The organism is Cobetia sp. 10Alg 146, from assembly GCF_029846385.1.
Lineage (GTDB): Bacteria > Pseudomonadota > Gammaproteobacteria > Pseudomonadales > Halomonadaceae > Cobetia > Cobetia marina.
In genome coordinates this window covers 175,618-201,099 of the sequence record NZ_JARWKT010000008.1, presented here as the reverse complement: position 1 = coordinate 201,099, position 25,482 = coordinate 175,618, and the positions used below count along the sequence as shown (strand labels likewise).

19 protein-coding genes are annotated in these 25,482 nt (G+C 63.4%); 10 read left to right on the top strand and 9 right to left on the bottom strand.

What is annotated here, in order from left to right:
- Window positions 1-43: 43 nt before the first annotated feature.
- Together QD172_RS14545 and QD172_RS14540 are read right to left on the bottom strand one after the other, a co-directional pair.
- A complete protein-coding gene (locus QD172_RS14545) occupies window positions 44-916 on the bottom strand; it encodes a hypothetical protein (RefSeq protein ID WP_279856128.1) in 873 nt (290 codons plus the stop codon).
- A 180-nt stretch (window positions 917-1,096) separates the two neighbouring features.
- Window positions 1,097-2,005, bottom strand: coding sequence for a LysR family transcriptional regulator (locus QD172_RS14540; protein ID WP_077374153.1), 909 nt, complete (start codon window positions 2,003-2,005; stop codon window positions 1,097-1,099).
- An 824-nt stretch (window positions 2,006-2,829) separates the two neighbouring features.
- Here QD172_RS14540 and QD172_RS14535 point away from each other — a divergent pair.
- From QD172_RS14535 to QD172_RS14525, 3 genes are all read left to right on the top strand, one after another.
- Window positions 2,830-4,851: a TonB-dependent receptor gene (locus tag QD172_RS14535; RefSeq protein ID WP_279856127.1), complete on the top strand. Its 2,022-nt coding sequence runs from the start codon at window positions 2,830-2,832 to the stop codon at window positions 4,849-4,851.
- Between the two features lie 414 nt (window positions 4,852-5,265).
- The gene (locus tag QD172_RS14530; protein WP_077374146.1) at window positions 5,266-5,727 is read left to right on the top strand and encodes a flavodoxin domain-containing protein; all 462 of its coding nucleotides are present in this window, start codon (window positions 5,266-5,268) and stop codon (window positions 5,725-5,727) included.
- 87 nt (window positions 5,728-5,814) lie between these two features.
- Entirely contained in the window at window positions 5,815-6,228 is a 414-nt protein-coding gene (locus QD172_RS14525; RefSeq protein ID WP_077374143.1) for a hypothetical protein, read from the top strand.
- A gap of 101 nt (window positions 6,229-6,329) precedes the next feature.
- Here QD172_RS14525 and ppnN read toward each other — a convergent pair whose 3' ends face one another.
- Both ppnN and QD172_RS14515 read right to left on the bottom strand, forming a co-directional pair.
- Window positions 6,330-7,742 (bottom strand): nucleotide 5'-monophosphate nucleosidase PpnN, encoded by a 1,413-nt coding sequence (gene ppnN, locus QD172_RS14520; protein ID WP_077374140.1) that lies wholly within the window; start codon window positions 7,740-7,742, stop codon window positions 6,330-6,332.
- Between the two features lie 16 nt (window positions 7,743-7,758).
- The gene (locus QD172_RS14515) at window positions 7,759-8,058 is read right to left on the bottom strand and encodes a hypothetical protein (RefSeq protein WP_077374137.1); all 300 of its coding nucleotides are present in this window, start codon (window positions 8,056-8,058) and stop codon (window positions 7,759-7,761) included.
- Window positions 8,059-8,351: 293 nt separating this feature from the next.
- Here QD172_RS14515 and QD172_RS14510 point away from each other — a divergent pair, with 293 nt between their 5' ends.
- Together QD172_RS14510 and QD172_RS14505 are read left to right on the top strand one after the other, a co-directional pair.
- A complete protein-coding gene (locus QD172_RS14510) occupies window positions 8,352-9,293 on the top strand; it encodes a LysR family transcriptional regulator (protein ID WP_077374134.1) in 942 nt (313 codons plus the stop codon).
- A 282-nt stretch (window positions 9,294-9,575) separates the two neighbouring features.
- Window positions 9,576-11,267: an acetyl-CoA hydrolase/transferase family protein gene (locus tag QD172_RS14505; RefSeq protein ID WP_279856126.1), complete on the top strand. Its 1,692-nt coding sequence runs from the start codon at window positions 9,576-9,578 to the stop codon at window positions 11,265-11,267.
- A gap of 146 nt (window positions 11,268-11,413) precedes the next feature.
- Here QD172_RS14505 and QD172_RS14500 read toward each other — a convergent pair whose 3' ends face one another.
- The 5 genes from QD172_RS14500 to QD172_RS14480 form a co-directional block, all read right to left on the bottom strand.
- The gene (locus QD172_RS14500; RefSeq protein WP_077374131.1) at window positions 11,414-11,743 is read right to left on the bottom strand and encodes a YkgJ family cysteine cluster protein; all 330 of its coding nucleotides are present in this window, start codon (window positions 11,741-11,743) and stop codon (window positions 11,414-11,416) included.
- A gap of 79 nt (window positions 11,744-11,822) precedes the next feature.
- Window positions 11,823-14,267 (bottom strand): YjbH domain-containing protein, encoded by a 2,445-nt coding sequence (locus tag QD172_RS14495; RefSeq protein WP_279856125.1) that lies wholly within the window; start codon window positions 14,265-14,267, stop codon window positions 11,823-11,825.
- Between the two features lie 99 nt (window positions 14,268-14,366).
- Window positions 14,367-15,335 (bottom strand): hypothetical protein, encoded by a 969-nt coding sequence (locus tag QD172_RS14490; protein WP_279856124.1) that lies wholly within the window; start codon window positions 15,333-15,335, stop codon window positions 14,367-14,369.
- A complete protein-coding gene (locus QD172_RS14485; protein WP_279856123.1) occupies window positions 15,335-16,108 on the bottom strand; it encodes a YjbF family lipoprotein in 774 nt (257 codons plus the stop codon). The genes QD172_RS14490 and QD172_RS14485 overlap by 1 nt, the downstream gene beginning before the upstream one ends.
- On the bottom strand, window positions 16,108-16,524 hold the full coding sequence (locus QD172_RS14480) for a hypothetical protein (protein ID WP_279856122.1): 417 nt from the start codon (window positions 16,522-16,524) through the stop codon (window positions 16,108-16,110). Before QD172_RS14480 ends, QD172_RS14485 begins: the two co-directional genes overlap by 1 nt.
- A gap of 1,284 nt (window positions 16,525-17,808) precedes the next feature.
- On the opposite strand from QD172_RS14480, the gene QD172_RS14475 reads away from it, so the two are divergent.
- From QD172_RS14475 to QD172_RS14455, 5 genes are all read left to right on the top strand, one after another.
- Window positions 17,809-19,005: a polysaccharide export protein gene (locus QD172_RS14475; RefSeq protein ID WP_084208231.1), complete on the top strand. Its 1,197-nt coding sequence runs from the start codon at window positions 17,809-17,811 to the stop codon at window positions 19,003-19,005.
- 70 nt (window positions 19,006-19,075) lie between these two features.
- Entirely contained in the window at window positions 19,076-21,424 is a 2,349-nt protein-coding gene (locus QD172_RS14470; protein ID WP_279856121.1) for a polysaccharide biosynthesis tyrosine autokinase, read from the top strand.
- A 274-nt stretch (window positions 21,425-21,698) separates the two neighbouring features.
- Window positions 21,699-22,994, top strand: coding sequence for a sugar transferase (locus QD172_RS14465; protein WP_240499683.1), 1,296 nt, complete (start codon window positions 21,699-21,701; stop codon window positions 22,992-22,994).
- 2 nt (window positions 22,995-22,996) lie between these two features.
- Window positions 22,997-24,064, top strand: a complete 1,068-nt coding sequence (locus QD172_RS14460) for an EpsG family protein (protein WP_077374117.1) — start codon at window positions 22,997-22,999, stop codon at window positions 24,062-24,064.
- On the top strand, window positions 24,061-25,413 hold the full coding sequence (locus QD172_RS14455) for a hypothetical protein (RefSeq protein WP_279856120.1): 1,353 nt from the start codon (window positions 24,061-24,063) through the stop codon (window positions 25,411-25,413). The genes QD172_RS14460 and QD172_RS14455 overlap by 4 nt, the downstream gene beginning before the upstream one ends.
- Window positions 25,414-25,482: the final 69 nt, after the last annotated feature.

Sequence of the window (25,482 nt, the reverse complement as noted above, 5' to 3'; positions counted from 1 at the left end):
TAGTTTCTAATCTTAGTTTGGGCGTTGATTGATTTTTAGTGTGCTAGACAGTAAATAGCGAACGTGGTCCAGTGTTGCTGACTTTTTCTATTGTTTGAGATAGATCGTATTCAGTCAAGCGGCGCAATGTTGATGCTGCAATAAATTGTGATCCAATGGCTAGTCTGACTACTTCGAGTCGAGTCATACCTGCAGAAGAGTAACGGCTATTAACAAAATGCGGCATCTTATGTATAATCGAAGTGATATTCTCATCATCACGGTGGCGGCGTGCTGAAAACATTTTTTTAGCAAGGAGATCTAAATCATGACTCTTGATGTCTTTGGTTTTTGCACCTTGATAAATCAGTGCTGCTTTTAGTGATAACTCCGATGTCATATGTATTGATTGAATTATCGTGTCATTAGACGTTAAGTTTGGTAGTGCGTTGCTCAAGTCTTCTAAGCATGATTGTGTCAATTCCCAGTACGTTGCTGCTTCAATATTGGTGTTTTTAACCTGCTCAAGGCCCATGCTAAAGTCATAGATATCTGCAATTGTGTAATCCACGTCAAGAGCTATGTTTTGTTTGTTGTAGCACCAGTTATTGTACTCTTCGCACGAAGTGAATCCTGCTATTTTCCAAGCTGTAAAAGAAAATTCTCCATAATTAACTGGGAGGACAATTTTCTTGGTTTTATCCATAGAGCTTATGAGGCCAATACCTGCTCCAGGCCAACTACTATCAGCTTCAGGAAGTACTTTTTTGTAAGCCTGTACGATTTTCTTTACTTCTATAGGATCCAAGCCTTCAAGTGATACACTACTTCCTAATATTTCGATCGCAGCTTTTAGTGGGCATTGGTACATTGGTATATCTTCTAAAGAAAATCTATAGTCTATTTTTTGAAGATCATATAAGTTCCATTTTTTCATTAGCTAGTACTCTGAGCTGTTAGAATAACTTTCCACTTAAGCATAGTCGAAATAATTGATGAAAAAATAGTGGATCACCTAAAAAACAAGAAGGCCAGCCCCTGAGGGCTGGCCTTTTTGCGGCGTGCCGCGCTGATTCATGCCACCTCGAGCGTGAGAGTCAGCGTAGCAATGCTGCCATCAACCGGCAGTGGTGGCGGCTTCGCTGACGGTGCGGCGGGCGGCCTTGGCGGTGACGCGCTCCGGTTCTGTCTTGCCGATCTCGCGGGCGAGCCAGTCGGCGAGCATGCGCACGCGGGTCGGGATTGGGCCGCGCGGCAGCAGCATGCCGATCTCGACCGGCGGGATCTCGTCGCATTCCAGACGCTTGAAGGACTGGCCGTTGCGCTCGCTGAGCGAGTTGACCCAGTCGATGGGCAGCACGGCGCGAATCAGACCATCGGCGACGTAGTCGGTGAGGACTTCGAGGTCATCGGACTGGATGTGATTCGGGCGCGGGTCTTCCGGGTGACGCGAGAGCGAGGTGCCGGAGACGAGCGGTTCCAGCTCGCCCCACGGCAGTTCTTCGGGATGCTCGACATGCGAGGCCGCGTAGGCGGCTTGCTGCCACTGGGTCAGCGGGCGGAAGACGTGAGTGCTGCCGGCCAGGTGCGGGAAGCCGATGACCAGATGCGGCTGGTTCTCGAGAATCTCGCGACCGTTGTGCCACAGCTTCAGCTTGATATCGACTCCGTCATGCTCGGACAGGAAGCTGGTGAGAGCGTGGCCCAGGAAGTGACGACCCAGCGCTGGGGTGGCGTGGATACGAATGGTGCCGGTGAGGTCCGACTGACGATCCTCGATGGCGCGGTGCGCTTCATCATCGAGGTTGGCCATCGATCGTGCGTAGCGGTAGAGAGTCTCTCCCGCTTCCGACAGGCGGATACCGCGATGGCCGCGTTCCACCAGGCGAGTGCCGAAGCGGCCCTCGAGGGCGTCGAGGCGACGGCTGACGGTGGATTTGGGCAGGCGCAGGCGTTCGGCAGCGCGGGACAGGCTGCCGAGATCCGCGACCATCAGAAAGGTGTTATAGGCGTCGATATCGCTCATCGAATAGGTCCGGTTGTTCAGGGGGTCGGGGTGTGTCGTCAGGGAAACACCCACCTTGTACGGGCCATGTCGGGCCCGTCGCAGCGCAGGGGCTGCACAACGGATTGCCTGTCGATGACCGTGCCCCTCGTACCGCGGGGGATGCCCCGGGCAAAGACGCGCTCATCGATCAACAACCGCTCCTGTCAGTCGTGCACCGCAGCGCACGTCGACAGGTCTTGCACTTGATTCTTGCCTTCAGCTCTTGCGGCCGGCTAGTGAAGCCCGGTCTTGGGGCTCAGTCTTGAAGCCCGGTCTCGAAACCCGGCTTCGCGCACAGTGCCGCGCCAGAAACGCGAGAACGATTTTCAGGCGCTGGATGCCGGCGACTCTGAGCAGGCTAACAATATCACCATCCCGTCATTGTTGCATCCAAAGTCGCACGCATTGCGCAATTCCGATCTCCGTGAAACGTGACACCTCGGCAGAATGCGCAACGGCGGGGGACTGGCGTCATTGGCGGCATGACGGCTCAGACGTCAGTGACCGGAGATGGTTCCGTATCTGATGACAGACAGGTGAGAAAAAGTGTCTTTTTCGTGAGGCAAGGCGCAGGGCAGGTCATTGTGCGGCTGGGGAGGGACTTCTGGCGCGAGAAATCGGGAATCGGCGAGGGGGCAGATGGGTGCGAGGCGAGTGGGCGTGCCCGTGAGGAGGGCACCCGATTGCAGGTTTCGAGAAGAGGCGTTGCAGAAACGGTAGATGACGGAAATGTGCAAGAAAGTGCATTATCTCGCCTGCAAAGAAGAATCATTATTATTATTAATCTTGGGAACGCTCCGCTCATGACAGTCTGCCTCTCTTCGCGCCACACCGTCAGCGCTTCACGCGCGACGGTCTTCACTCCTCGTCCGCTGGTCGCGGCCATCGCCTTGCTGTGTGCCGGGACGGTCAATGCCGAGCCGCTGCAGATGCAGACACTGCAGGTCGAGGAGGATCGCCTCGAGGCCACGGCGGTGGTGGACAGCGAAGAGCTTGCCCTGCATCAGGCGCGTGATCTCAAGGACATCTTCCGCGATACGCCTTCCGTCACCGTTGGCGGCACCACGGCCTCCTCCGAGAAGCTCTACGTGCGCGGGCTGGAAGATACCAACCTCAACATCAGCATCGATGGCGCCAGCCAGAACGGCTACCTGTTCCACCACAGCTCCAACTTCAACATCGAGCCGGAGCTGCTCAAGCGCGCCGAGGTCCAGGCCGGGCCGGGGGCGGCGGACAATGGGCCGAACGCGCTGGGTGGCAGCATCAAGTTCGTGACCAAGGATGCCCAGGACCTGCTCAAGCCGGGTCAGAGCTTCGGTGGCATGGTGAAGGGCAGCACGGAATCCGCGGCAGATGCCGTCAAGGGCACGCTGTCGGTGTATGGGGAGGTGGCGCCCAACGCGGGGCTGCTGTTCACCACCAGCGCACGCAACAGCGATGACTACCGCACCGGCGGCGGTGATGAGGAAGAGGGTACCGGCGGTCATCAGCGCAGCTATTTCGGCAAGTTCAGCCTGCTGGATCAGGGCGCGCACAGCCTGCGACTCAGCGCGGAGCACAATGAGGACACCGGCATCTACTGCGTGCGTCCCAACATGGAGTGTCAGCCGTTCAACAACGCCAAGGTCGATACCGAGCTGAGCCGTGACACCTATACCGCCAACTACGATTTCGAACCGGGCTCGCGGCTGGTGGATGTGCACGCCAATGTCTTCCACTCCAGTACGGAAGTGGACCGCACGTCCCTCGCTACCGGCGCCAGCTCGAATGCCAAGGTCGAGAGTGTCGGGGGGGATCTCAACAACACCTTCCGCTTCGGCCCCGAGGCGATGAACAACCGTCTGACCCTGGGCAGTGATTACGTCGAGGATGAATCCAGCACCGCTGGCTTCGACGAGACGGCGCGCAACATCGCGCTCTACGCCCAGCACCGCATGACGCTCGGCGCGGTGGATCTGTCCTTTGGTGCCCGAGTCGATGACTACCGGACCGAATACGCCAATGGCGAGACGCTGGATGACACCGATGTCAGCCCCAACGCGAGCCTCAACTGGCGTGTCGGCGGGGGTGTCGAGCTGTTCACCGGCTACGCCACGGCCGTGCGTGGCAACAAGGGCCGCGAAGCCCTGTTGATCGACGGGGGCGTCGGCCCGGGCGAGACGCTGGTGGTCGAGCCGGGTCTCGAGGCCGAGACCTCGCGCAGCACCGAGGTCGGTGCCCGCTGGAAAGGCGAGGGCATCCTCACCCAGCGTGACCGTGCCGGACTGGAAGTCACCTACTTCGATACCCACTTCGACAACTACATCACCGAAGGGTCGGCGGGTGACGTGACCGCCATCACCAACATGGAAGGTATCGTCACCAGCAAGGGTGTCGAGGCGCGAGCCACCTACGGACTGGGCGGCTGGGACATGACGCTGGGCTACCTGACCATGGACCTGGAAGACAACCAGGGCGAGACCGTGGTGGATGACATGGGGCTGGGCAACCAGACCGGAGACCGCTGGAGCCTGGACAACCGTTACACCTTCGCCGACCCGCAGCTGACTCTCGGCTGGACCGTGACCGCCTACGAGCGCCTCACCGACCTGCCGGATGACCAGAGCGAGCGTGCCGGTTACGCCACGCATGACCTCTACGCCAGCTGGGTGCCGGGTGACATGCCGGACCTGACTCTGACGGCCGGTATCTACAACCTGTTCGACAAGGAATACTCCGACCAGAACACCTTCTATCTGGAAACCAACAGCCCACGTGGCATCACGCCGGGCGCCATCACCAGCCCGGGGCGTGACGTGCGTCTGTCGGCGGCGTATCGCTTCTGATCAAAAGGTGCTGTCAGCCAGCGTGTCTCTGACGGAAGGGCATCGCCAGCGGTCGTGATCCAGGCTCGCACCCCGGGAGGCTTCACTGACGCGTAGCCCCGCTCCAGAGAACGAGGTAGCGACACGGCGGCAACGGCAGCACCGATGCAAGGGCATCAGCGCAGGAACGTCAGTGCAGGAACGTAAGCGCAAGAACGTCAGCGCAAGAAAAAAGCGGCGCCATCGTGTTTTTACGGTGGCGCTGTCTTGTCTTTGGAGTACGCGTGCTGCATGGCGCGGGCCCCGGCCGGCCTGCGTCCCGCGGGCAGGCTGTGCTACCATCGCGACCAAATGTCGGAGAGCCGCTGCACGACTCTTCGCACCGCACTCACGTTCCCGCCCGTGGCGGGTGATCGTACGAATAAGGAAGGATGCATGGCGCTTCTGAAGATTTTTGTCGGCACGATGTATGGCGGCTCACTGGATGTGGCCGAGCAGGTGCAACCGCTGTTCGAGCAGGCAGGCTATACGGTGGAAGTGCTTGACCAGCCGACACTGGAAGACTTGACGGAGACACGCCCGGATCTGGCGCTGTTCGTCACCTCCACCACCGGCAGTGGCGATGTGCCGGGCAACCTGAGCGGCTTCCTCAATGCGCTCTCGGCCCAGTCACCGGCGCTGGACTGGCTGCGTTATGGTCTGATCGCTCTCGGCGACAGCTCCTACGGCGAGACCTACTGCGGTGCCGGGCGTCAGCTGGACGAGCGTCTGGCGGATCTGGGCGCCACGCGCCACGGCGAGCGCCTCGAGATCGATGCCATGGAGACCTTCATGGCGGATGACGCGGCCCTGCCGTGGGTCGAGAGCTGGATTCCGACGCTGCCGGCGACCGCCTGATCCCGTCACGCCGGGCGTGCCCGGCGTCCGACTTCTTCGTCGTGTTCGATTTCCACGTTGCCCGACCTTTCCTCGAGACTGCTGCACATGCCGAAACTCAATCCTGATCATCCGCGCGCCCGCAACCTGACACCGCAACGTGTCTCCGTGCTGGCGGGCCTCGCCATCGTGATGGTCGCCAACATTCCGCGTTTTCTGCTTAGCGGTGATACCACGCGCCTGATGCTGATCAGTGGCTTTGCCGTGGCCGTCGCGGCGCTGGGGGTCTACATCTATCGCCAGCTCTCCGATGTCGCCCAGGGCGAAGTGCCGAGGCTGATGCGTCGCGTGTTCGTGTGGCTGGTGGTGGGCCTGGCGGCGATGGCAGCCTTCAACTTCGCCGCGCCGATGCTTGACCGCCCCAGGGAAGGGGCGCTGGAAGTGCTGGTCGATGGCCTGACACTGGGGCTGGTGGCGCATGTCATCAGTCTGTGGATGCATCGGGGCCGCAAGAGCGACTGAGCCCTGTCTGCCGCCTGCCGCAAACGACGACGCCCCCGGCCAGTGATGGTCGGGGGCGTCGTCGTATCAGGCCCGGGGCTGATGTCCCGGGCGTCACGGCCTCACTTGCACAGCGTGTAGCAGGGCTCGTAGTCGCTGCCCGGCAGCTTCATGCGGCCCTGGGCCACGAAGGAGGTGAGCAGGGCGTCGAGACGCTCCATCAGCTCGGCTTCGGCGGTCAGGCGGAAGGGCCCATCGCGCTCGATCTCCTCGATGCCTTCCTTCTTGACGTTGCCGGCGACGATGCCCGAGAAGGCACGACGCAGGTTGGCGGCCAGCTCATGCACCGGCTGGTTGCGATGCAGCGCCAGGCTCGACATGTTGGCGTGGGTCGGCGCGAAGGGCTGCTGGAAGTGCGGGGCGATATGCAGACGCCAGTTGTAGTAGAAGGCGTCGTGATGCTGACGACGGAACTCCGCGACGTCATCGATGCCACCTCGCATGGTGCGCGCCACCTCGACCGGATTGTCGATGATGATGGTATAGCGCGAGCGCGCTTCCTCACCCAGCGTATAGGTGATGAACTCGTCGATCTGCTGGAAGTAGTCGGCGCTGGAGGCCGGGCCGGTGAAGATGACCGGGAACGGCAGGCCTTCGTTTTCCGGATGCAGCAGGATACCCAGCAGGTAGAGAATCTCTTCCGCGGTGCCCACGCCGCCCGGGAAGACGATGATGCCATGCGCGGTCCGCACGAAGGCCTCAAGGCGCTTCTCGATGTCCGGCATGATGATCAGTTCATTGACGATCGGGTTGGGTGACTCGGCGGCGATGATGCCCGGCTCCGAGATGCCCAGATAACGGCCCTGCTTGCGACGCTGCTTGGCATGCGCGACGTTGGCCCCCTTCATCGGGCCCTTCATCGCGCCGGGACCACAGCCGGTGCAGATGTCGAGTTCGCGCAGGCCGAGGTGATAGCCCACGTCCTTGGTGTACTCGTATTCCTCGCGATTGATCGAGTGGCCACCCCAGCAGGTGACGAGGCTCGGTTCACGCGAGGACTTCAGGGCACCGGCGTTGCGCAGGATATGGAACACCGCGTTGGTGGTGCCTTCGGTGGTGGAGAGATCGAAGCGGGGCGTGTTCTGGATCTCGTTGGCCACGTAGACGATGTCGCGCAGCACGCTCGAGAGGTGCTCACGAATGCCGCGGATCATCTTGCCATCCACGAAGGCGTCGCCCGGCGCATTGTCGAGCTTCAGACGGATGCCACGATCCTGCTGCAGCACCTCGATCTCGAAGTCCTTGTAGGCATTGAGCACCGAGACGCTGTCATCGGTCTGGCTGCCGCAGTTGAGCACCGCCAGCGCGCAGCGGCGCAGGATGTCATGCAGGCCATTGGAGGAGGTGTCGCGCAGGCGATTGACCTCATCCTGGGAGAGAACTTCCAGGCTGCCTTCCGGTGAGATGATGGTGGAGACCAGCGTCGAGCTGGCATCGCGGGAGTAGGTGGTAGCTTCACTGGTGACAGAGTTCATGACCGTCTTCCTTGTGTCAGGCGCCCACGGCTGACTGGGCGCGGTTCCGGGCTTCTGCCCAGAGTTCGGCGATGCGCTCGCGGTCGTCCACGCTCATGCCGTCCTGGGCAAAGGCGTGCTGCATCCACTCTTCGAAGGTGGCGTCAAAATCTTCCGCGACCACATCGGCGGCATCGTAATCGGCGTTCTCGAGAACCAGTTCCACCTGGGGAATCATGTATCCCAGCGGGAAGAGGTCGACTTCGGCGCATTCGCTTTCCATGGCGAGCAGTGCCTTGTGGATGGCTTCGCCGCGCGCGGCCAGTGGATCAAGCATCTGGAGCATCTCGTGATTCGGGCCAGTCGCGAAGACTGGTCGGGGCAGAGGAAAGGCGCCGAGCCCTGTCGCGTCATTCGGGCATCGCCCACGAAAGACGCAGCCAGAGCGGCACCTGGCAATGAGGATGATGCTAACACGCGAGGGCGCCACGGCGCAGCGCTGCGCATGGCGGCTGGCTCTGGTAGAATCATGGGCTTTGCGGGTCGGTGGCCCTGTGCAGACATTCAGGCAGCTATCGGCAACACGACGCGCCGAGTCGCGTCCCCCGTTCGTGAGTGGTCAGTGCCTCCATGTTCAACGCCCAGTATTTTCGTACCTTCATCACCCTGGTGGAGACCGGCAGCTTTACCCATACCGCGCGCAAGCTGGAAATGACCCAGCCCGGCGTCAGCCAGCATATCCGCAAGCTGGAGCAGTACCTGGGGCGCTCGCTGCTCAACCGTCAGGGACGCAAGTTCTCGCTCACCGCAGCGGGGCGTCGCTGTTACGACTACTCCGTCAAGCTGTTTGCCGAGCACACCCAGTTCATGCACTCGCTGGATGATGACTCGCCCGACAGCGGGGAATGCCGTGTGGCCAGCCCCTCAAGCGTCGGGCTGATGTTCTATCCGTTCACGCTCGGCTATCAGCAGCAGCATCCGGGGCTGACGGTCAGCTACAGCTTCGCCTTCAATTCCGAGATCGTGCAGGACGTGCTGGCGGGGCGCTTCGATCTTGGCATCGTCACTGAGCCGGTCAAGCATCCGGATCTCAACTTCGAGCTGTGGCATCAGGAGCCGCTGTGCCTGGTGGTGCCCGCCGACTTCGCCGGCAACAGCCTCAATGAGCTGATGGCGCTGGGCTTCATGAATTACGCCGACGGCGTCAACAACGCCAGCGCCTTGCTGCGCGAGAACTTCGCCGGTGAATTCCGCTCGATGAGCCACTTCCCGCAGCAGGGTTTCACCAACGACATCGGCATGGTGCTGGATGCCGTGGCACGTGGCCTGGGCTTCACCGTCGTCTCGCGCACGGTGCTGGAGACGTCCCCGTGGCAGCGCCAGGTGCGCGAGATGCCGCTCACCGAGGCCGTCTACGAGAACCTGTACATCGTCACGCGTGACAATGCCGAGGTGCCGCGCCGCTATGAGCAGCTGCTGGGCGAATTCCGCCTGCAGCGCCGCAACACGCTTTACGGCTACGCCGATGCCCCGGAAAGCTTCGACAACATGGACCTCGACGGCATGGTGTAACGCCTGCCATGACGTGACAGGGCTCCCCTCAAGCCTGCCCGGCATCGCAAGACCCGCTCCTCGAAGCGGGTCTTCGTGTTTCCGGGGCAGGGACAGGCCCGCGTCAGGGCGTCGCTTGGAGCGCACCGTCCTGTTTCAGTGCGCGACCCCGGCTTGCGACCAAGGCCTGATGCGACGCCGCCACGGCGCGTGGGATGCTGGATGACAGCCTGACCAGTGTCGTGAGGTGTTTGCGCGACTTGCTGCCTACCCCTTGTTCGTTGTCATCGAGGAACCCGTACCGTGTCTTCTTCCAAGTCCCGATTCGTTGATGCACCGCCTGCCGCGAGCGACGTGGCCGATGCCCAGTCCTTTCGCCAGTCGTTCTCGCTGCTGTCGCGCATGGAGGTGACGGAGCTTGACGAGGCGCTGCGTGACGAGCTCGCCCGGCGCTGTCGCTGGCAGGGATGGGAGTCACGCCACATGAGCGCGAGCCAGGCCGCCGAGCTGATTCGCGATGGCATGACGGTGGGCATGAGCGGCTTCACGCGGGCGGGGGAGGCCAAGGCCCTGCCGCTGGCACTGGTCGAGAAGGCACGCCGCGAGCCCTTCGCCATCACGCTGATGACCGGCGCCTCGCTGGGCAATGACCTCGACGGTCAGATGGCGGACGCCCACATGCTGGCGCGGCGCATGCCGTTTCAGGTCGATCCGGTGCTGCGCCGTGCCATCAACGCCGGCGAAGTGATGTTCATGGATCAGCATCTCTCGGAGACGGTGGAGCTGCTGCGCAACCATCAGCTGAGTGACATGGACGTCGCGGTGGTCGAGGCCAGTGCCATCACCGCTGACGGCGGCATCGTGCCGACCACCTCGGTGGGCAATTCGGCCAGCTACGCGATTCTGGCCGACAAGGTGATCATCGAGCTCAATCTCGAGTCCCCGGCGGCACTCGAGGGACTGCACGATATCTACATTCCGCAGATGCGCCCCAGCCGTCAGCCGATCCCGGTGGTGGCGCCGGATTCGCGTATCGGCACGCCGTACATCCCCATCGATCCTGCCAGGATCGCCGCCATCGTGTTGACGCGTGGCAAGGACAGCCCCTCGACCTGTACTCCGCCGGATGAGGATACCCGGCGGATGGCGGACCATCTGGTCGAACTGCTCAAGCAGGAGGTCACGCTGGGGCGTCTGACGCCTGCGTTGCTGCCGCTGCAGGCCGGGATCGGCAGCATGGCCAACGCGGTGATGAGCGGACTGAAGGAGGGACCCTTCGAGCACCTCACCATGTACTCGGAGGTATTGCAGGACTCCACCTTCGATCTGCTGGATGCCGGCAAGCTCGACTTCGCCTCCGGCTCCTCCATCACCGTCACCGAGGAGCGCGGGCGCACCCTGTGGAAGGACCTCGAGCGTTACCGTGACCGTCTGATCCTGCGTCCGCAGGAGCTGTCCAATCATCCGGGCATCGTGCGGCGTCTCGGCGTCATCGCCGTGAATACCGCGCTGGAATTCGACATCTACGGCAACGTCAACTCCACCCACGTGTGCGGCACGCGGATGATGAACGGTATCGGCGGCTCCGGGGACTTCGCGCGCAATGCCCAGCTCTCGGTGTTCATCACCAAGTCACTGGCCAAGGGCGGGGATATCTCGAGCGTGGTGCCCTTCGTCAGTCACGTGGATCACACCGAGCATGACGTGGACATTCTGGTGACCGAACACGGCCTGGCGGATCTGCGGGGGCTGGCACCGCGAGAACGTGCGGTACTGGTGATCGAGAACTGCGCCGACCCGCGCTATCGTCCCGCGCTGCGGGCCTACTTCGAGGAGGCCTGCCGGCGGGGCGGCCATACCCCGCATTGCCTGGAGCAGGCGCTCAGCTGGCATCGCGAGGTGGAAGTGCACGGCAACATGCGCGCCCTGTGCACGCCTGAGCAACGCGGCGATGTGCCGGCGAAGCAGGCAGGTGAGAAGGTCAGCGCCGGCTAGCGCGGCGTTCAGGCCGCTCTCGCCACCGGAGCGGCCAGAGGCCAGCCACCAGACGCCAGAAACCAGGGCGGCTCAGGCGACTGACTCAAGCGACTGACTCAAGCGGCAAGCGGCAAGCGGCAAGCGACGAGTGACAGGAGGACGGATCACTGATCCAGACCGTTTTCCTTGCGCTCGTCTTCGCATTCCGGGCTGCCCATCTCATAGTCACGGCATAGCTGGGGGCGGCGATCATAGATGGTGCACATCAGCGTCTCGCGATCGACGGCGGCACACCAGCCATCATCGAGGCGGCGCATGACTTCGCCCCCCCACTCATCCTCGTCGATCAGATAGTCCGGCACGCCGGTATCGGTGAGCAGAATGACCTCAAGCCTGCAGCAGCAGGCCTGGCAGTTGCTGCAGGTGATCTCGGGATTCACAGGTGTCGTATCGCCGGTAGCGAACGGCGATACGTCGGTAATCGGAATATTCATCGGGTCAGGGTCAGCCACAGTGAGTCAGGTGCCATCATCGGCACGCTTCAGCCGGCAGTGAAACATACTCACGCACGGATTACTTGTAGACCTTGTCGATCCCTTCCCAGTAGCCCTCGGGGTCCCGGTCATCGGTCATGTAATAGAGCTGGTAGCGACGATTGAGGCGTGCACCACCATCACGGGTCAGCGGTGCCCAGGCAAAGCCGGTACTGCCCTTGCTGGAGGTGGTGAAGAAGGCGTCCAGCGGAATGCTGACGTAGAGCCCCTTGTCGAAGCTGCCCTCGCCATAGTCATCGCCGGCATCGGTCATGGTCGCCCAGGCCCCGACGCTGACCCCGTTGGAGAAGCGGCGGGACAGATCCAGCGTCGCGCCGATATCGCCGGCCAGATAGCGCCCCACCGAGCCCTTGACCAGCACATCGTGCCAGCCGGACTGCCAGTAGGCGGTGGCATGGCCGGTGGTGACGGAATAGTCGCGCAGGCCGAACTGCTGATCGAATTCCCGCTGGCGGACGCGGTTGATATCCAGCCCCAGTGCCAGCGAGCTGTTCATCGGGCGATAGAGCACCTCGGCACCGACACCGGCATACATCATCTCGAGAATGCCGCCGTAGGCCTGGGCATACCAGTCACGCCCGAACTGATGAGTGCGGGTGTACTGCAGATTGGTGATGCCCAGATCGGTCTCCTTGACGTAATCCCCGACGTAGGTGCGCACGCGTGGCAGGTCGGAGTCGGCGATGTACTCGTAGTTCTCGTAGTTGTCGGCCAGCTGATAGGTGGCCACGCCGGAGAACCAGCCATTGCGATCGGTGCGCCACAGGGCATCCAGCTGCAGGTTGAGCTGGTAGAGATAGCCGTCCGGTCCGCCGAAGTTCTGTTTCAGGTTGGGCGAGAATCCCCAGTTGAAGCCGGCGGGTTCCCTGTCCAGCACCGTGGCGGCCTCCGCGCTGGCGTCGTCGTCAGGCGCGGGAGAGGCGGCGCGAGCGGTGATGGAATGCTCGTACTCGGCACCGAAACGTCTGTCGTTGGCGGCCGCGACGAAGGCCTCTCGCGGATGCTCATCCTCGCGCAGCGCCAGGCCGTTGCTGCTCAGGCGGTAGCGGAAGTGGGTGATCTCGGCGGGCAGGCGGTTGTGCAGTACGCGATTGGCGCGGCCTTCGGCCTGCAGGTCCTTGCGAAAGCGCGTGGCCTCCGCCTCGATGACCAAGGTCTCGCCCTCTACCCGCAGGCGGGAGACTTCAAGCCCCGTCTGGGCACGCAGTGTCGCGGCCAGTGCCTGCCAGTCGACGTCCTCCAGCCGTATCGGCGCTGGCGGGCTTGCGGCGGGCTCGCCCGTGGTGGCACTCGGGGAGGTCGGCAGCGTCAGCAGGCGGCCTTGAGGTGCAGCCTCGTCGCCGGTCGGCGAGGGCGTTGAGAGCGGCGCAGCCTCGCCGCCGTCCAGCGAGGGCGTTGAGGCCGGCGTGGCACTGGCGGGACGTGGCGGGCGATCCGACGGGACTGACTCGCTGTTCCCACGATTGACGGCATCCAGCGAGCGCACCCGGAAGGCTTCCGGGGTCTGGTCATGGCGGTAGCGCGAATGGTGACTGGGGGCGACATCTTCCGGGGTGCCGTCATCCTTGGCCTGAGCCAGCCCCGCCAGATTGGTGGACAGCGACAGGCCCAGCATGGCGGTGTTGCCGCGCTCCCAGCCGCCATGCAGCGACAGGTTGTCATTGACCTTGAACGTCGCGCCCAGATTGAACGGTGAATCCTGGTCTATCTCCACCGTCAGGGGCTCGTCGGAGTAGTCGTTGCCCTCGTATTCCAGCATCAGGGTCAGCGGGTCCCAGGGCGTCTGATATTCGATGCCACCGAAGACGGCCGGGCTGCCACTGAACATGCTGCCCAGCTGGAAGTCGCCCCCGTTGTCGCTGGTGGTGTCGCTGCGCGTCTCGAGGCTACTTCTCACCAGCGCCAGCGGGTTGCTGAAGTCGCCCCGCGTGCCCAGATAGCCCCAGCCAAGCCCCAGACTGACATCAAGATCACCATAGCGCTTGCTGGCCACCAGATATTCAGAGCTGAACAGCCCCGTACCGCCGAGATCTCGCAGACCCACCGCAAGTGCCGGGCGATAACGGTCCTCTTCCCAGAGCCGGAACTTGGTGTCGAAGGATTTATCCAGGTAGTCGCGGTCCGGGGCGGCCTCACCGTAGCTGACCGTTTCCACCGAGACATAGCGAAAGCCCAGCTCCATCCACTCGAAGGGGGCGGCGTTGACGCTGAAGCGCTTGTAGGGCTGGGTACGGCTGTAGGTGAAGCTCAGCTCGCCCTGTGGGGCGAAGCGTGCCGTGGGAGTCTGCATCAGCCCCACGCCTCCGAAATCACTCTGGGATTCCCCGGTGGCAGCGTGGGCGATCTGGGCGCCGAGCAGGCCTCCCGCCATGCCGAGCGCCAGCCAGCCGGTGCGTGCCGGAGCAGGGCGCTGCTCGTCTCGGGGGCGCGTGGAGGGATGGGCTGGGCGAAAGGGACTCGACATGGGCGTCTCGCATGCTCCCGCGCGACAGGCGCGTGAGCGTGAATGAGGGTATGGAGGATAGAAATATCGAGGCGATGCCGGCAGTGCCGGGAACGACCGCTAGCGGGCCGGCACTTGCGGGTCACTGCCTGACGTCCCGGGAGCTGTCGGCTCGTCGTCCGCTGACGGCAGCGAGGCGGCGTCCAGCTGCCAGCTGTGACAGTTCTCACCGGGCAGGCGGCTGGCCAGCCATTGCGGCAGCGCCTCGTTGACCCATTGCTGCGCGGTATCGATACCGGGGGTATGGATCACCAGACTGGCTCCCGGCGCGACCGGCAGGTCGGCTGCGCCACGCGTGAGGCGATTCCAGCTGGCGATGGGCCGCGTGAGCACCTGCCCCTGGGGGGTGACGAGGCTGGCCCGTGCCGCCTGGCCCAGCGAGTCGGCGGCGCGGCGCTCATCGATCAAGGCGTCCAGTGTCAGGCCGGGGCTCCACTGGCGCTGGTGCACGCCGCTGGCGTCCAGGATCACCACGTCGCGGGGAGCCTGACAGGCACCGATCACCATGCCGGGAGCGATGCGTATCGCCCGCGGGCCATCGCGCATGTCAGTGAGCGGATTCAGCTGGCCGGGCAGGCGTGCCAGCACGCTGCGTGGCTCACCCTGTTGACGGCCCTGATCGAGATAGCGCTGCCAGGCGTGCAACCCCTCGACATAGGCGGCCCGAGAGCTGCCTTCGGGCGCCCCCACCGCGTAGCGAGCCGCGATCAGTTCAATCTCGGCGCTCAGGCGGTTGGCGGTCGCGGCCATCTGCCGGCGAATCAGCGGCGTGCTGACGAAGCTGTAGCGCCAGTCCAGCGCCATGCGGGTCTGATGGGAGGACCATTGCTGTTCCAGTACCTGACTGGCCAGTGGCGTGCTGGCGGCGCTGAAGGGCAGCGGCGTCTCGTTCGCCCGGGCGAGGGTCGGGATCAGCAGGGCGGCCAGGCACACCCCCGTGGGCAGTGCGCGGGCGAGGGCGCGCAGCGGTCCCTCGACGCGGGCCGAATCGTGTGCGGGGCGAGCAGAATCAGGTCGTGAAAAGCGCATTACCATGCCTTGGCGATCTCCCAGCCGAAGCGTGGCCCGTCCGGCCAGGCCGTCATGTCGGCGGCCCACACCCGAGTGGCATCGCGCCATATCTCGTTGGTGGTGGTGTGGCCATCGTCCCATGCCAGGGTCTCGGTGCAGTGTTGCAGCGACAGCTCGGCCAGTGGCAGCGCGTGTGGCGCGGCGGCCTCACAGCGCAGATGTGCATCGGCTTCATGCACCTGCATCACCGGCACGTCATCTTGATGCTGACTGCCGGAGGAAGCGGCATCTTCCCGCTCCAGCCGGCGAGGATAGGGGCTCAGGGCGCTGACACTGACGCGATAGCGGCTGTCGTCAGCCATCAGCCAGGCCGGACGCGCCAAGGCGCGCCCGGTAGTGCTTTGCTCATGCCTGTCCGCGATGTCTCGCGTGAAGCCGGATGTCGCGGACAGTACGCCGTCGCGCAGTTCGATGATGCCGCGGTCCTGGCTCTCGAAACGCGCGATGCGTCCCTCATCCTCGAGCGTGGCCAACACGACCAGTGCCGTGTTGTTGCCATGCAGGAACTTGAGGGAGGCGTAGGGCAGTTCACTGGCGCGCGCCGCCTCGAAGTCATCCTTGCCGAAGGCATCGCCCACCGAACTGGCCACTATCTGGGCACAGCCGCTCACTGACACGGCACAGGCAGTGATGCCCAGCAGCGTCAGCGAGCGCCGGATGCCTGGAAGGTGCCTGGCTCGCGATTGGCGATGATTCGCGCCTGAACGACGCGATGCGGAGCGCGACGTCATCAACGTGTCCCGGTAGAGCCGGTGGTACCTGTCGTGCCGGTGGTACCGGTGGTGCCGGTCGTCCCGCCACCGACGGTGCCCGTGGCCGCGCCGGCCGCGATGCTGCCGCCGTTGGTGCTCGGGGTCACGCTGCCGGACGCGCTCTGGCTGGCCGTGCCGCTGCCAGCGGCGCTGCCGGTGGGAACGCTACCGGTCGTGCCGGTCGTACCAGTCGTGCCGGTGGTACCAGTCGTGCCGGTGGTACCGGTGGTGCCAGTGGTACCGGTCGTGCCGGTAGTACCAGTAGTTCCGGTGGTACCGGTCGTCCCCGTCGCAGCCTGCCCAGCGGCAGGTGCCTCCTCTTCCGCCATGGCGTTGCCTGCCAACAGCAGGGCACCGGACAGGCCGAGAATGGCGCCGATATGTGACTTGCGCATATGAAGTCTCCTTGATGAGCATTGCCGGTCATCTGCCAGTCAGGGCGCTGCGATGACTGGGCTCGGTGATGGGTGGCCAAGGCCAGCGTCGTGCATGCCGGATGCCGTGCTGTCTATGACCATCGGCAACACTGCTGCTGAGAGTTGCGTCGTGGTGTGCGTGAGCAAGCTCACGCCTGTTCCATGATGTGCAGGGCGCCGTCCCTGATACCGTCCGTAGCATCTTCCCTGGCGCAGCCTCGTCCTGAGGTGTTCCTGCCATGGCCGCATTCCCTGGCCACCGTATTGCTCGCTTTCGAGGTGATGACATCGCCGTCGTCATGAGAAATGTGCATGCACATTTCAGACGGACGCCTCTCTCTATCCCCCCGTGAAAGCGAGGCCCATGTTAACCAGAAAATGTCGGCTGTCTAGCGAGAGAGGTCGCGTCGATGTGGCGTTGATGGAAAGCGAAATATTTATGTAAAAAAGAGTAATCGTGGTGTGGATAAAAGCAGACATGCCTGTCGATCTTTCAGACACCGCGGGCGCTGGACTTGATCCGCATGGCTGCTGAAATTCTTGTGAAGGATGTGTCGATTTACAGACGAACCCAGCGTTTCACTGTCTGTGATCGGCTACGTCATCATGTGGCGGTTAGCGACACACGTCGTGCTGATGATGATACAAAGCAATGTTTTTATTGGATTTTTGTAACAGCGCTCGATTGGCGAGCGGCGTGGATCAGGTAAAATGCGCAACAGATGGAGTCTGGTCACTCCACTCTTGATGCCCATGAAGACGACGCAGCGGACAGTGCGATAAACGTTGCCATCACGTTGTGGAACCTGCGCCGTCAGGTGGGTGTGGTGGGCACTGTCGATGGCGTGAATATGTGCCTGTAAAAGGTGTCATCGATGTGCAGCAGAGACGTGATTTTATGAGGAAGACTTCGTGTAAATCGAAGGGGACTCAATCACATTCATCGTCTTCATGGGCCAGCATTCGCGTGATTGCCCAAGGGAGTGTTCGCGCCATTGCCAGACAGGCGCAAGCCGTCATGCAAGGGGCGGGACGCCAGCAGACGCAAGTACTCAAGCAAACCAAGACATGACACCAGCACGAGGGATCACCCTCGGCCCGAGGTCACCGTCGTTGCAACTGTCGTTGCACATGGGGCCATCGCGTTACGCAAGGCGAACCGAAGACGTTATCGAATTGGTCCCGGCGTCAGCGTGCGGCGGGAATGATCGGGGCAGCCTCGCATCAATCGCTGCTCGGGTCTGTCGACTCAACGGACTTCAGATGAAAAATGCACTGATCGCACGACTTCTGGGCGCCAGCTTGAGCCTCGGCGCCCTCACCGGACTGGCGGGCTGCGTCTTCGCGCCCGGTGGCGACATCGACTATGACACCTCGGCCGCGCCGGTGGATGACATCGTCGATGTGGAGCCCATCACCTTCGGCTTGATCAAGGCCCAGGCGCGGGCGGATGCCCAGGCACGCCAGGCGGCTCGGGGTGACGGCACCCAGCGCGAGCTGGAGCAGGCGCTGACCCAGGAGCTCAACAGCAGCACCCGTGCGCAACTGGCGCCGGATTATCAGTACCACGTGGGGCCGGGCGACATTCTCAATATCGTCGTCTATGACCACCCGGAGCTGTCGTTGCCCACGGGCTCCGAGCGCAGCGCCCAGGAAGCCGGCAACGTGGTGCATGCCGACGGCACGCTCTTCTATCCCTACATCGGCCGTGTCCAGGTCAGCGGCAAGACCCTGGACGAGATCCGTCGGGTGCTGGGCGAGCGCCTCCAGCCCTACCTCAACGAGCCGCAGATCGACGTCAAGGTGGCGGCCTTCCGCAGTCAGAAGGTGCGGATCAGCGGTGAGGTGGAGCAGCCTGGCGTGCAGCCCATCAATGATGTGCCGTTGAGTCTGCTCGATGCCATCGCCGCCGCCGGCGGCATGACCGGAGACGCGGACTGGCACAACGTGGTGCTCAAGCGCAATGGCGAGGAGACCGTCATCTCGCTCTATGAGCTGCTGGCACAGCGCAATGCGGCGACCGGCGAGGCACGTGATCGGCTGCTCAAGGACGGTGATGTCCTGTATGTGCCGGATGTCGGGACCCGCAAGGTGTTCGTGATGGGTGAGGTCGACAAGTCGGTCAGCCTGCCGCTGGGCAGAAGCCCCATCTCGCTGACCGATGCCATCGCCCAGGCGGGCGGCATCAAGGAAGACTCCGCGGATGCCTCCGGCATCTTCGTGGTACGGCGGGACCGGGAAGACCCCGAGAAGCTGGCCACCGTCTATCAGCTGGATGCTCGCAACACCACGGCCCTGATTCTGGGCGCCGACTTCGCGCTCAAGCCGCAGGATGTCGTCTATGTCACGGCCGCGCCGGTGTCGCGCTGGAACCGCGTGATCAGTCAGTTGCTGCCCACCGTGAGCTCCATCTACTACAGCACCGAAATCCAGGACAACCTCGATACCCTCGGCCAGTAAGGCGAGGGGTCGTCAAGGCGTCCCTGCCCGTCGCGATGCACGGGCAGGACACCAGGAGAGTGACTCAACGATGTCGATTCGCAATGCCCATTCCTCCCGTCAGACGGGGGCCACCGAACCCGCAGCGGTACCGGCGCGCACCAGTCTCGATCTGGGCCGCATGCTGGGTCAGCTGTATGACAGCCGCCTGACGCTGGCGCTGATCACCGGCACCTTCACCGTGCTGGCGGTGCTCTATGCGCTGCTGGCGACGCCGATCTACAAGGCCGATGCGCTGGTGCAGGTCGAGGATGGTGGCAGCAACATGAATCCGCTGCGGGATGTCTCCAGCATGCTGCGGGGGGAGGCGCCGCCGTCGGAATCCGAGATCCAGATCATCACCTCGCGCCTGGTGCTGGGCGAGACCGTCAAGAAGGAGCAGCTGGATCTGGTGGTCAAGCCTTACCAGTACCCGGTGATCGGGACCTTCCTGCGCAGCCACGAGGTGGAGCGCCCGAGCTGGCTGTCCGGTTCCAGCATGGTGTGGGCAGGCGAGTCACTGGAAGTGGCCAGCCTGGCCGTGCCCAAGGCCTGGGACAACGTCCCGCTGACGCTGGTGACGCTCGGCTCGGGTGAGCAGGGCCGCTATGAACTGCGCTACGACGGCAAGGTGCTCGGCACAGGCTCGGTGGGCAAGCGTGAGCGTTTCGAGGGGCCGCTGGGCGAGGTGAGTCTCGAGGTGACCTCGCTCACCGCGGGCGAGGGAGCCGAGTTCACCCTGATGCACCAGTCCACTCTGGAAGCCACCAATGCGCTGCGCGCGCGCTTCGCGGTGGCCGAGATGGGCAAGGAGACCGGCGTGCTGGGGCTGGCACTGGTGGGGGAAGACCCGCTGCGCACCCAGCAGGTGCTTGAGCGCATCACCGAGACCTATCAGCAGCAGAATATCGACCGTCAATCGGCGGAAGCGGAGAAGTCGCTCGAATTCCTCAAGGAACAGGTGCCGACCGTCCGCAAGAAGCTGACCGAGGCCGAAGAGCGTCTCAATGCCTATCGCGGCAAGAGCGACAGCGTGAATCTGGATCTCGAGACCAAGTCGGTGCTCGAGCAGCTGGTGAACATCGACAACCAGCTCAACCAGACCCAGCTCGAGGAAGCGGAGCTCTCCGGCAAGTTCAACCCGAGTCACCCAAGCTACGTGGCACTGCGCAAGAAGCGCGCGGATCTTGAGCGCACGCGCAGTGAGCTCGAGAAGCAGGTGGGGGATCTTCCGGACACCCAGCAGGAGATCCTGCGTCTGGAGCGTGAAGTCGAGGTCAATCAGCAGATCTACGTGCAGCTGCTCAACAAGACCCAGGAAATGAACATCGCCCAGGCCAGCACCATCGGCAACATTCGCATCCTGGATGAGGCCGTGGCGCAGCCGCACCCGGTCAGCCCGCGCAAGGCGATGATCGTGGTGATCGCGACCCTGCTGGGCGCCATGCTGGGTGTGGTCTTCGTGCTGCTGCGCTCGCTGCTGCATCGTGGCATCGAGACACCGTCGGAGCTTTCCGATCTCGGCCTCAACGTGCATGCGACCCTGCCGCTCTCCGAGGAGCAGGCGCGCCTCAATCGTCGTCTGGCGCGTGGCATCAAGCGCTTCTCCTCCTTCAAGCTCGGCAAGGGCGCCACGGCGGCGGCCGGCAATGCCGCGCCTGGCCTGCTGGCGGTGCGCAATCCGGCGGATCTCTCCATCGAGGGTCTGCGGGGTCTGCGTACCAGCCTGCACTTCGCGATGATGGAAGCTCCCGACAACCGCCTGATGATCTGCGGCCCCAGCCCGGGCATCGGCAAGAGCTTCGTGTCCGCCAACCTGGCCGCCGTCTGTGCCCAGGCAGGCAACCGCGTGCTGGTGATCGATGCCGACATGCGCCGTGGTCACGTGCATCAGAGCATGGCGGGCCATCAGGTGGGCGCCGTGGCACCGGGGCTGAGCGACTACCTGCTCGGCAAGGTGGAGCGCAGCGCCATCATCCGCAGCATCGCCGACGAGAGCCTGGCGGTGGTCGGTGAAGGCGGGGAGACGCCGGACACCCTCTGCTACGTGGCACGCGGCACCTCACCGAGCAATCCCTCCGAGTTGCTGCTGCAGGCGCGCTTCTCCGAGCTGCTCGAGTGGGCCAGCGAGAACTTCGACATGGTCATCGTGGATACGCCGCCGATCCTGGCGGTCACCGATGCAGCCATCGTCGGCAAGCTGTGCGGCGTCAGCGTGATGGTGACGCGCTTCATGCACAACTCGCCCAAGGAAATCGAAGCCGCATTGGAGCGCTTCGCTTCCAGTGGCGTGAGCGTGGATGGCGCCATCCTCAACGCCGTCGAGCGCAAGGCGACCACGGCCTACAGCTACGGCTACAGCTATCACGACTACCAGTATCAGGGCGGCGCAAATACGTGAGTGCTGACTTGCCATCCACGGCGACGCCCCTATGTCTGATGACAGCTCGTCAACAGACACCCAGGCGGAAGACGACGTATCGCAAGACCCGGTGTCACTCGACACCACGTCACCGACACGGCGCGGCATGCCGGCCCGAAGGGCGCATGCGGCGTGATGAGAAGACAGCACGATTTGCGATAGACCGGTGCAGGCCGCAAGGGCGGCGGGAGACGGCACCGGGTGTGATGAACGGAAACACCACTCGAACGCAAACCAAGGGGGAGACAGGCACATGAACACGACGACAAATCCAGCGACGACCGGACTCGAGGGGCGTCAGCGACATTCGCGCATGTACGAACGTCTGATGTTCAACTCGCTGTGTCAGGCGCTGGTGGGTCTGATTCTGGCGGTGGGTGTCCCGCTGTTGCTGATCAATGGCCTGCGCCCCTGGGTCAGCGAGATGCGCATGCACAGCGTCATCGCGGCCAGCGGTGGCTTCCTGCTCGCGCTGCAGGCGATTCGTCACATGTCGCGCTACCCCGGTGCCAAGGCGTTCGCCTACGTGCTGCCGGCCATCACCATCAGCTATCTGCTGGCGATGAGCGTGCTGATCGCGCTGGATCTGCGCTTCAGCCGTATCGTGCTGGGCAGCTCCTGGCTCGCGGCGATGCTGATCTGCTCCATCGGCTTCTGGGCCGAGCAGCGCACCCGCATCCGCAAGCTGGCCGTGGTGCCGTTCGGTGACTATCGCAACCTGTTCACCACTCGTGGAGCGCGCTGGAACCTGATGCGCGCACCGGACCTGGGCCAGGAGCGCTACAACGGCGTGGTCGCGGACCTGGAAGCCGAGATGCCGGCCGAGTGGCAGCGTTTCCTGGCCAACTGCGTGCTCAACCGCATTCCGGTCTACGACGCCAGTGAAGTGCGCGAGTCGCTCACCGGTCGCGTGGAGCTCAACCAGGTGCGCGAGAACAGCTTCGGTCAGCTGGCACCCAACAGTGAATATGAGCTGTTCAAGCGTCTGTTCGACGTGCTGGCCGTACTGGCGGTGGCCCCGTTCGTGCTGCCGATCTGCCTGGTGACTGCCGTGCTGATCCGTCTGGATTCGCCGGGTGGCGTGTTCTTCGTGCAGGAGCGTGTCGGTCAGGGCGGTCGTCCGTATCGCATGTTCAAGTTCCGCAGCATGTGCCATGACAGCGAGAAGTCCGGTGCCCAGTTCGCCCAGGCCAACGACATGCGCGTGACCCGTATCGGCCGCGTGATCCGCAAGACCCGCATCGATGAGCTGCCGCAGTTCATCAACGTGCTCAAGGGCGAGATGAGCCTCATCGGTCCGCGTCCGGAGCAGGTCAAGTTCGTGAATGAATTCGCCGAACAGATCCCGTTCTACAACTACCGTCACGTGGTACGTCCGGGCATCACCGGCTGGGCGCAGGTGACCCAGGGGTACGCCTCCGACGCTGATGAGACGCGCGAGAAGCTCGAGCACGACTTCTACTACATCAAGCGCTTCTCCGTGTGGCTGGATCTGTTGATCGTCGGTCGTACCATCAAGACCATGCTGACCGGTTTCGGGGCACGCTGAGCATGCTGACCGTCAGTGGCTATTACGTCGGCTTCATGGCCCTGCTGGTGGCAGTTCTGCCACTGGCGGCCAGCGAGCGCACCCGCATGGTGGGTGCCTGGCTGGGTGGCGGGCTGTGTCTGGCGTTCATGGCATTGCGTTACGACGCAGGATACGACTACTTCTCGTATCGTCAGATGGCCACCTGGCAGGTCGACCTGAGCTTCCTCGAACCCGCGCCGGCGGCACTGGCGCGCATGGCTCGGGCCTGGGGGGAACCGCAGCTGTTCTTCTTCATCACTGCCTTCCTCTACGTGTCATGCTTCGTCACCGCACTGGTGATGAGCCGCCGCAACCTGGCCTGGTGCCTGCTGTTCTTCGTCTGCCTGCCGCTGATCTATCTCTCGGCCTTCGGCTTCGTCAAGCAGCACGTGGCGATCGCCCTGTTCATGGTGGCGATGGCCTGTCTGGAGCGTGGCATGCGGCTGCCGGCGCTGGTGCTGATGCTCGTCGGCACCAGCTTCCACTACACCCTGGCGCTGTATCTGCCGTTGCTGGTGCTCTACCCGCTGCTGCGACGCGCCTATCCCTTCTGGGTCTATCTGGGGCTGCTGCCGCTGTGTTTCGTGGCAGGACCGCTGGCCAAGAGCGCACTCAGCGCGCTGGGGCTCTATGCCCACTACTTCGAGGATTTTTCCGGGGGCGGGCAGAAGCTCTATGTCATCTATCTGCTGATCTGCCTGGGGACGCTGGGACTCTGGAAGCATTTCCGCCTGTCACTGGACCCCTGGGCCTTCAATCTGATGTTCATCGGCGTGGCGCTCTACACCCTGTTCATCACCTATGGTGAGCACGTGGCCCGCGCCAGCTACTACTTCCTGCCGTTTGCCATCTTCGTCATCTGTGACGTCATCGAGCACTTCCGCGACAAGCTGCTGCCCAGTCTGATCAGCGGTGCGCTGATGATGGCGTTGTTCTTCATGTCGCTGAAGGTGGCGGCCGGCAATCAGGATCATGATTTCTTGAACAACTACCAATTCTATTTCTTGAGCGATGAAGCACTGGTGGTCGGCAATGGAGGTCAGTCATGAGCGAAGCGCTGATCTTCTCGCTGTTCAACCTGATGGCGCGTGGCCTGTCGTCCGCGGCGGGCCTGCTGCTGGCGCGAGCCGTGGCGCCCGAGGCCTTCGGGGAATATGCCCTGGCCCTCAACTATGCGGTGTTGCTGGGCGTGCTGGCGCGCATGGGCGGCAACGAGGTGCTGCTGGTCACCGAAGATGGCGCCAGTGGCGCGGCGCTGCGCCGCTGGATGGGCGTCGGCATCGGCCTCTACGCCTTGCTGGCCATCGCCTTCGCCGTGGGCATCGCGCCGCTGCTGGGGCTGTCTGCCTTCATCTTCGCCTTCTGTGCCCTGCGCGCCGGGGCGGAGCAGGTCGGCCTGCAGATGGTCAATTCGCGCCTGCAGCGTCAGGAGCGCCTGGGGCGCGTCAATCTGATGACGGTGTTGATCTCGCTGGCGGTGGCGATCGCGGTCGCCTGCGCGGCAGGTCCGGCGCTCTATCATCAGGGCGTTGCGCTGCTGACCGGCGCCGAATTCAGCGCCGAGCTGACCACGCCGTCCGGCATGTTCGGCCTGGCACCGGTGGCCACCTTCGTGATGGTCGGTGCCCTCGCGCTGATCATCGTGATGCTGCTGGGCATGTGGCTGTCACATGACGCGGCGGCGGATGCCCGGGCGGCGGCTGCCAGCCGCGATGGCGCAAGCTCAAGTCGCCTGCCGAGCAAGGCGGACTTCGCGCGTGGACGCGGCTTTCTCTACAACAACCTGATGTCATTCGCCTACCTGCAGGCCTGGGTGATCCTGGCCGGGCTCGCCTTCGCGCCCGCCCAGGTGGCCAGTGTCTCGGTGGTGACCTCCATCGTGTTCGCGCTCTATGTCTTCCCCACCAGCCTGTATCGCTACTACCTGCCCAAGCTGACCCAGGGTGATGGCCGCCTCAAGGAATACCTGATCATCGCCAGCGGCTTCGCGCTGCCGGTGGCGGGCGGTCTGGCACTGGTGGCGCCGTGGCTGGCCGAGCACTTCCTGAGCGGCGCCTATCCGCGCCTGACCATGACGCTGCGCGCCTTCGCGCTGGTCTACCTGGTGCACGCCTTCGTCACCTGCGCCTTCACGCGTCTGGCGGCACTGCGCCTGAATGGCAAGCGCCTGCTGTGCCAGAGCACCGGGGCCATTCTGGTGGTCGGTGGGGGCCTTTCGATCGCGGCGCTCAATCACTCGCTCGGCAACGCGTCCGGCGAGAGCGGCAGCCTTCTGGGCATCGACCTCTACCACCTCTTCCTGTGCGTGCCGGTCACCGCGGAGCTGGTGATGCTGGCGATGGCGATCCTCTTCCAGCCGGCTCGCCAGCAAGAGGCGGCCGCGACGGCCAGCCCTTGACGTTCGGCCTTGGGGCCGACGAGTACACGACATTTCACGTGGCGATGCCCGGGCATCGTGCACACCGAA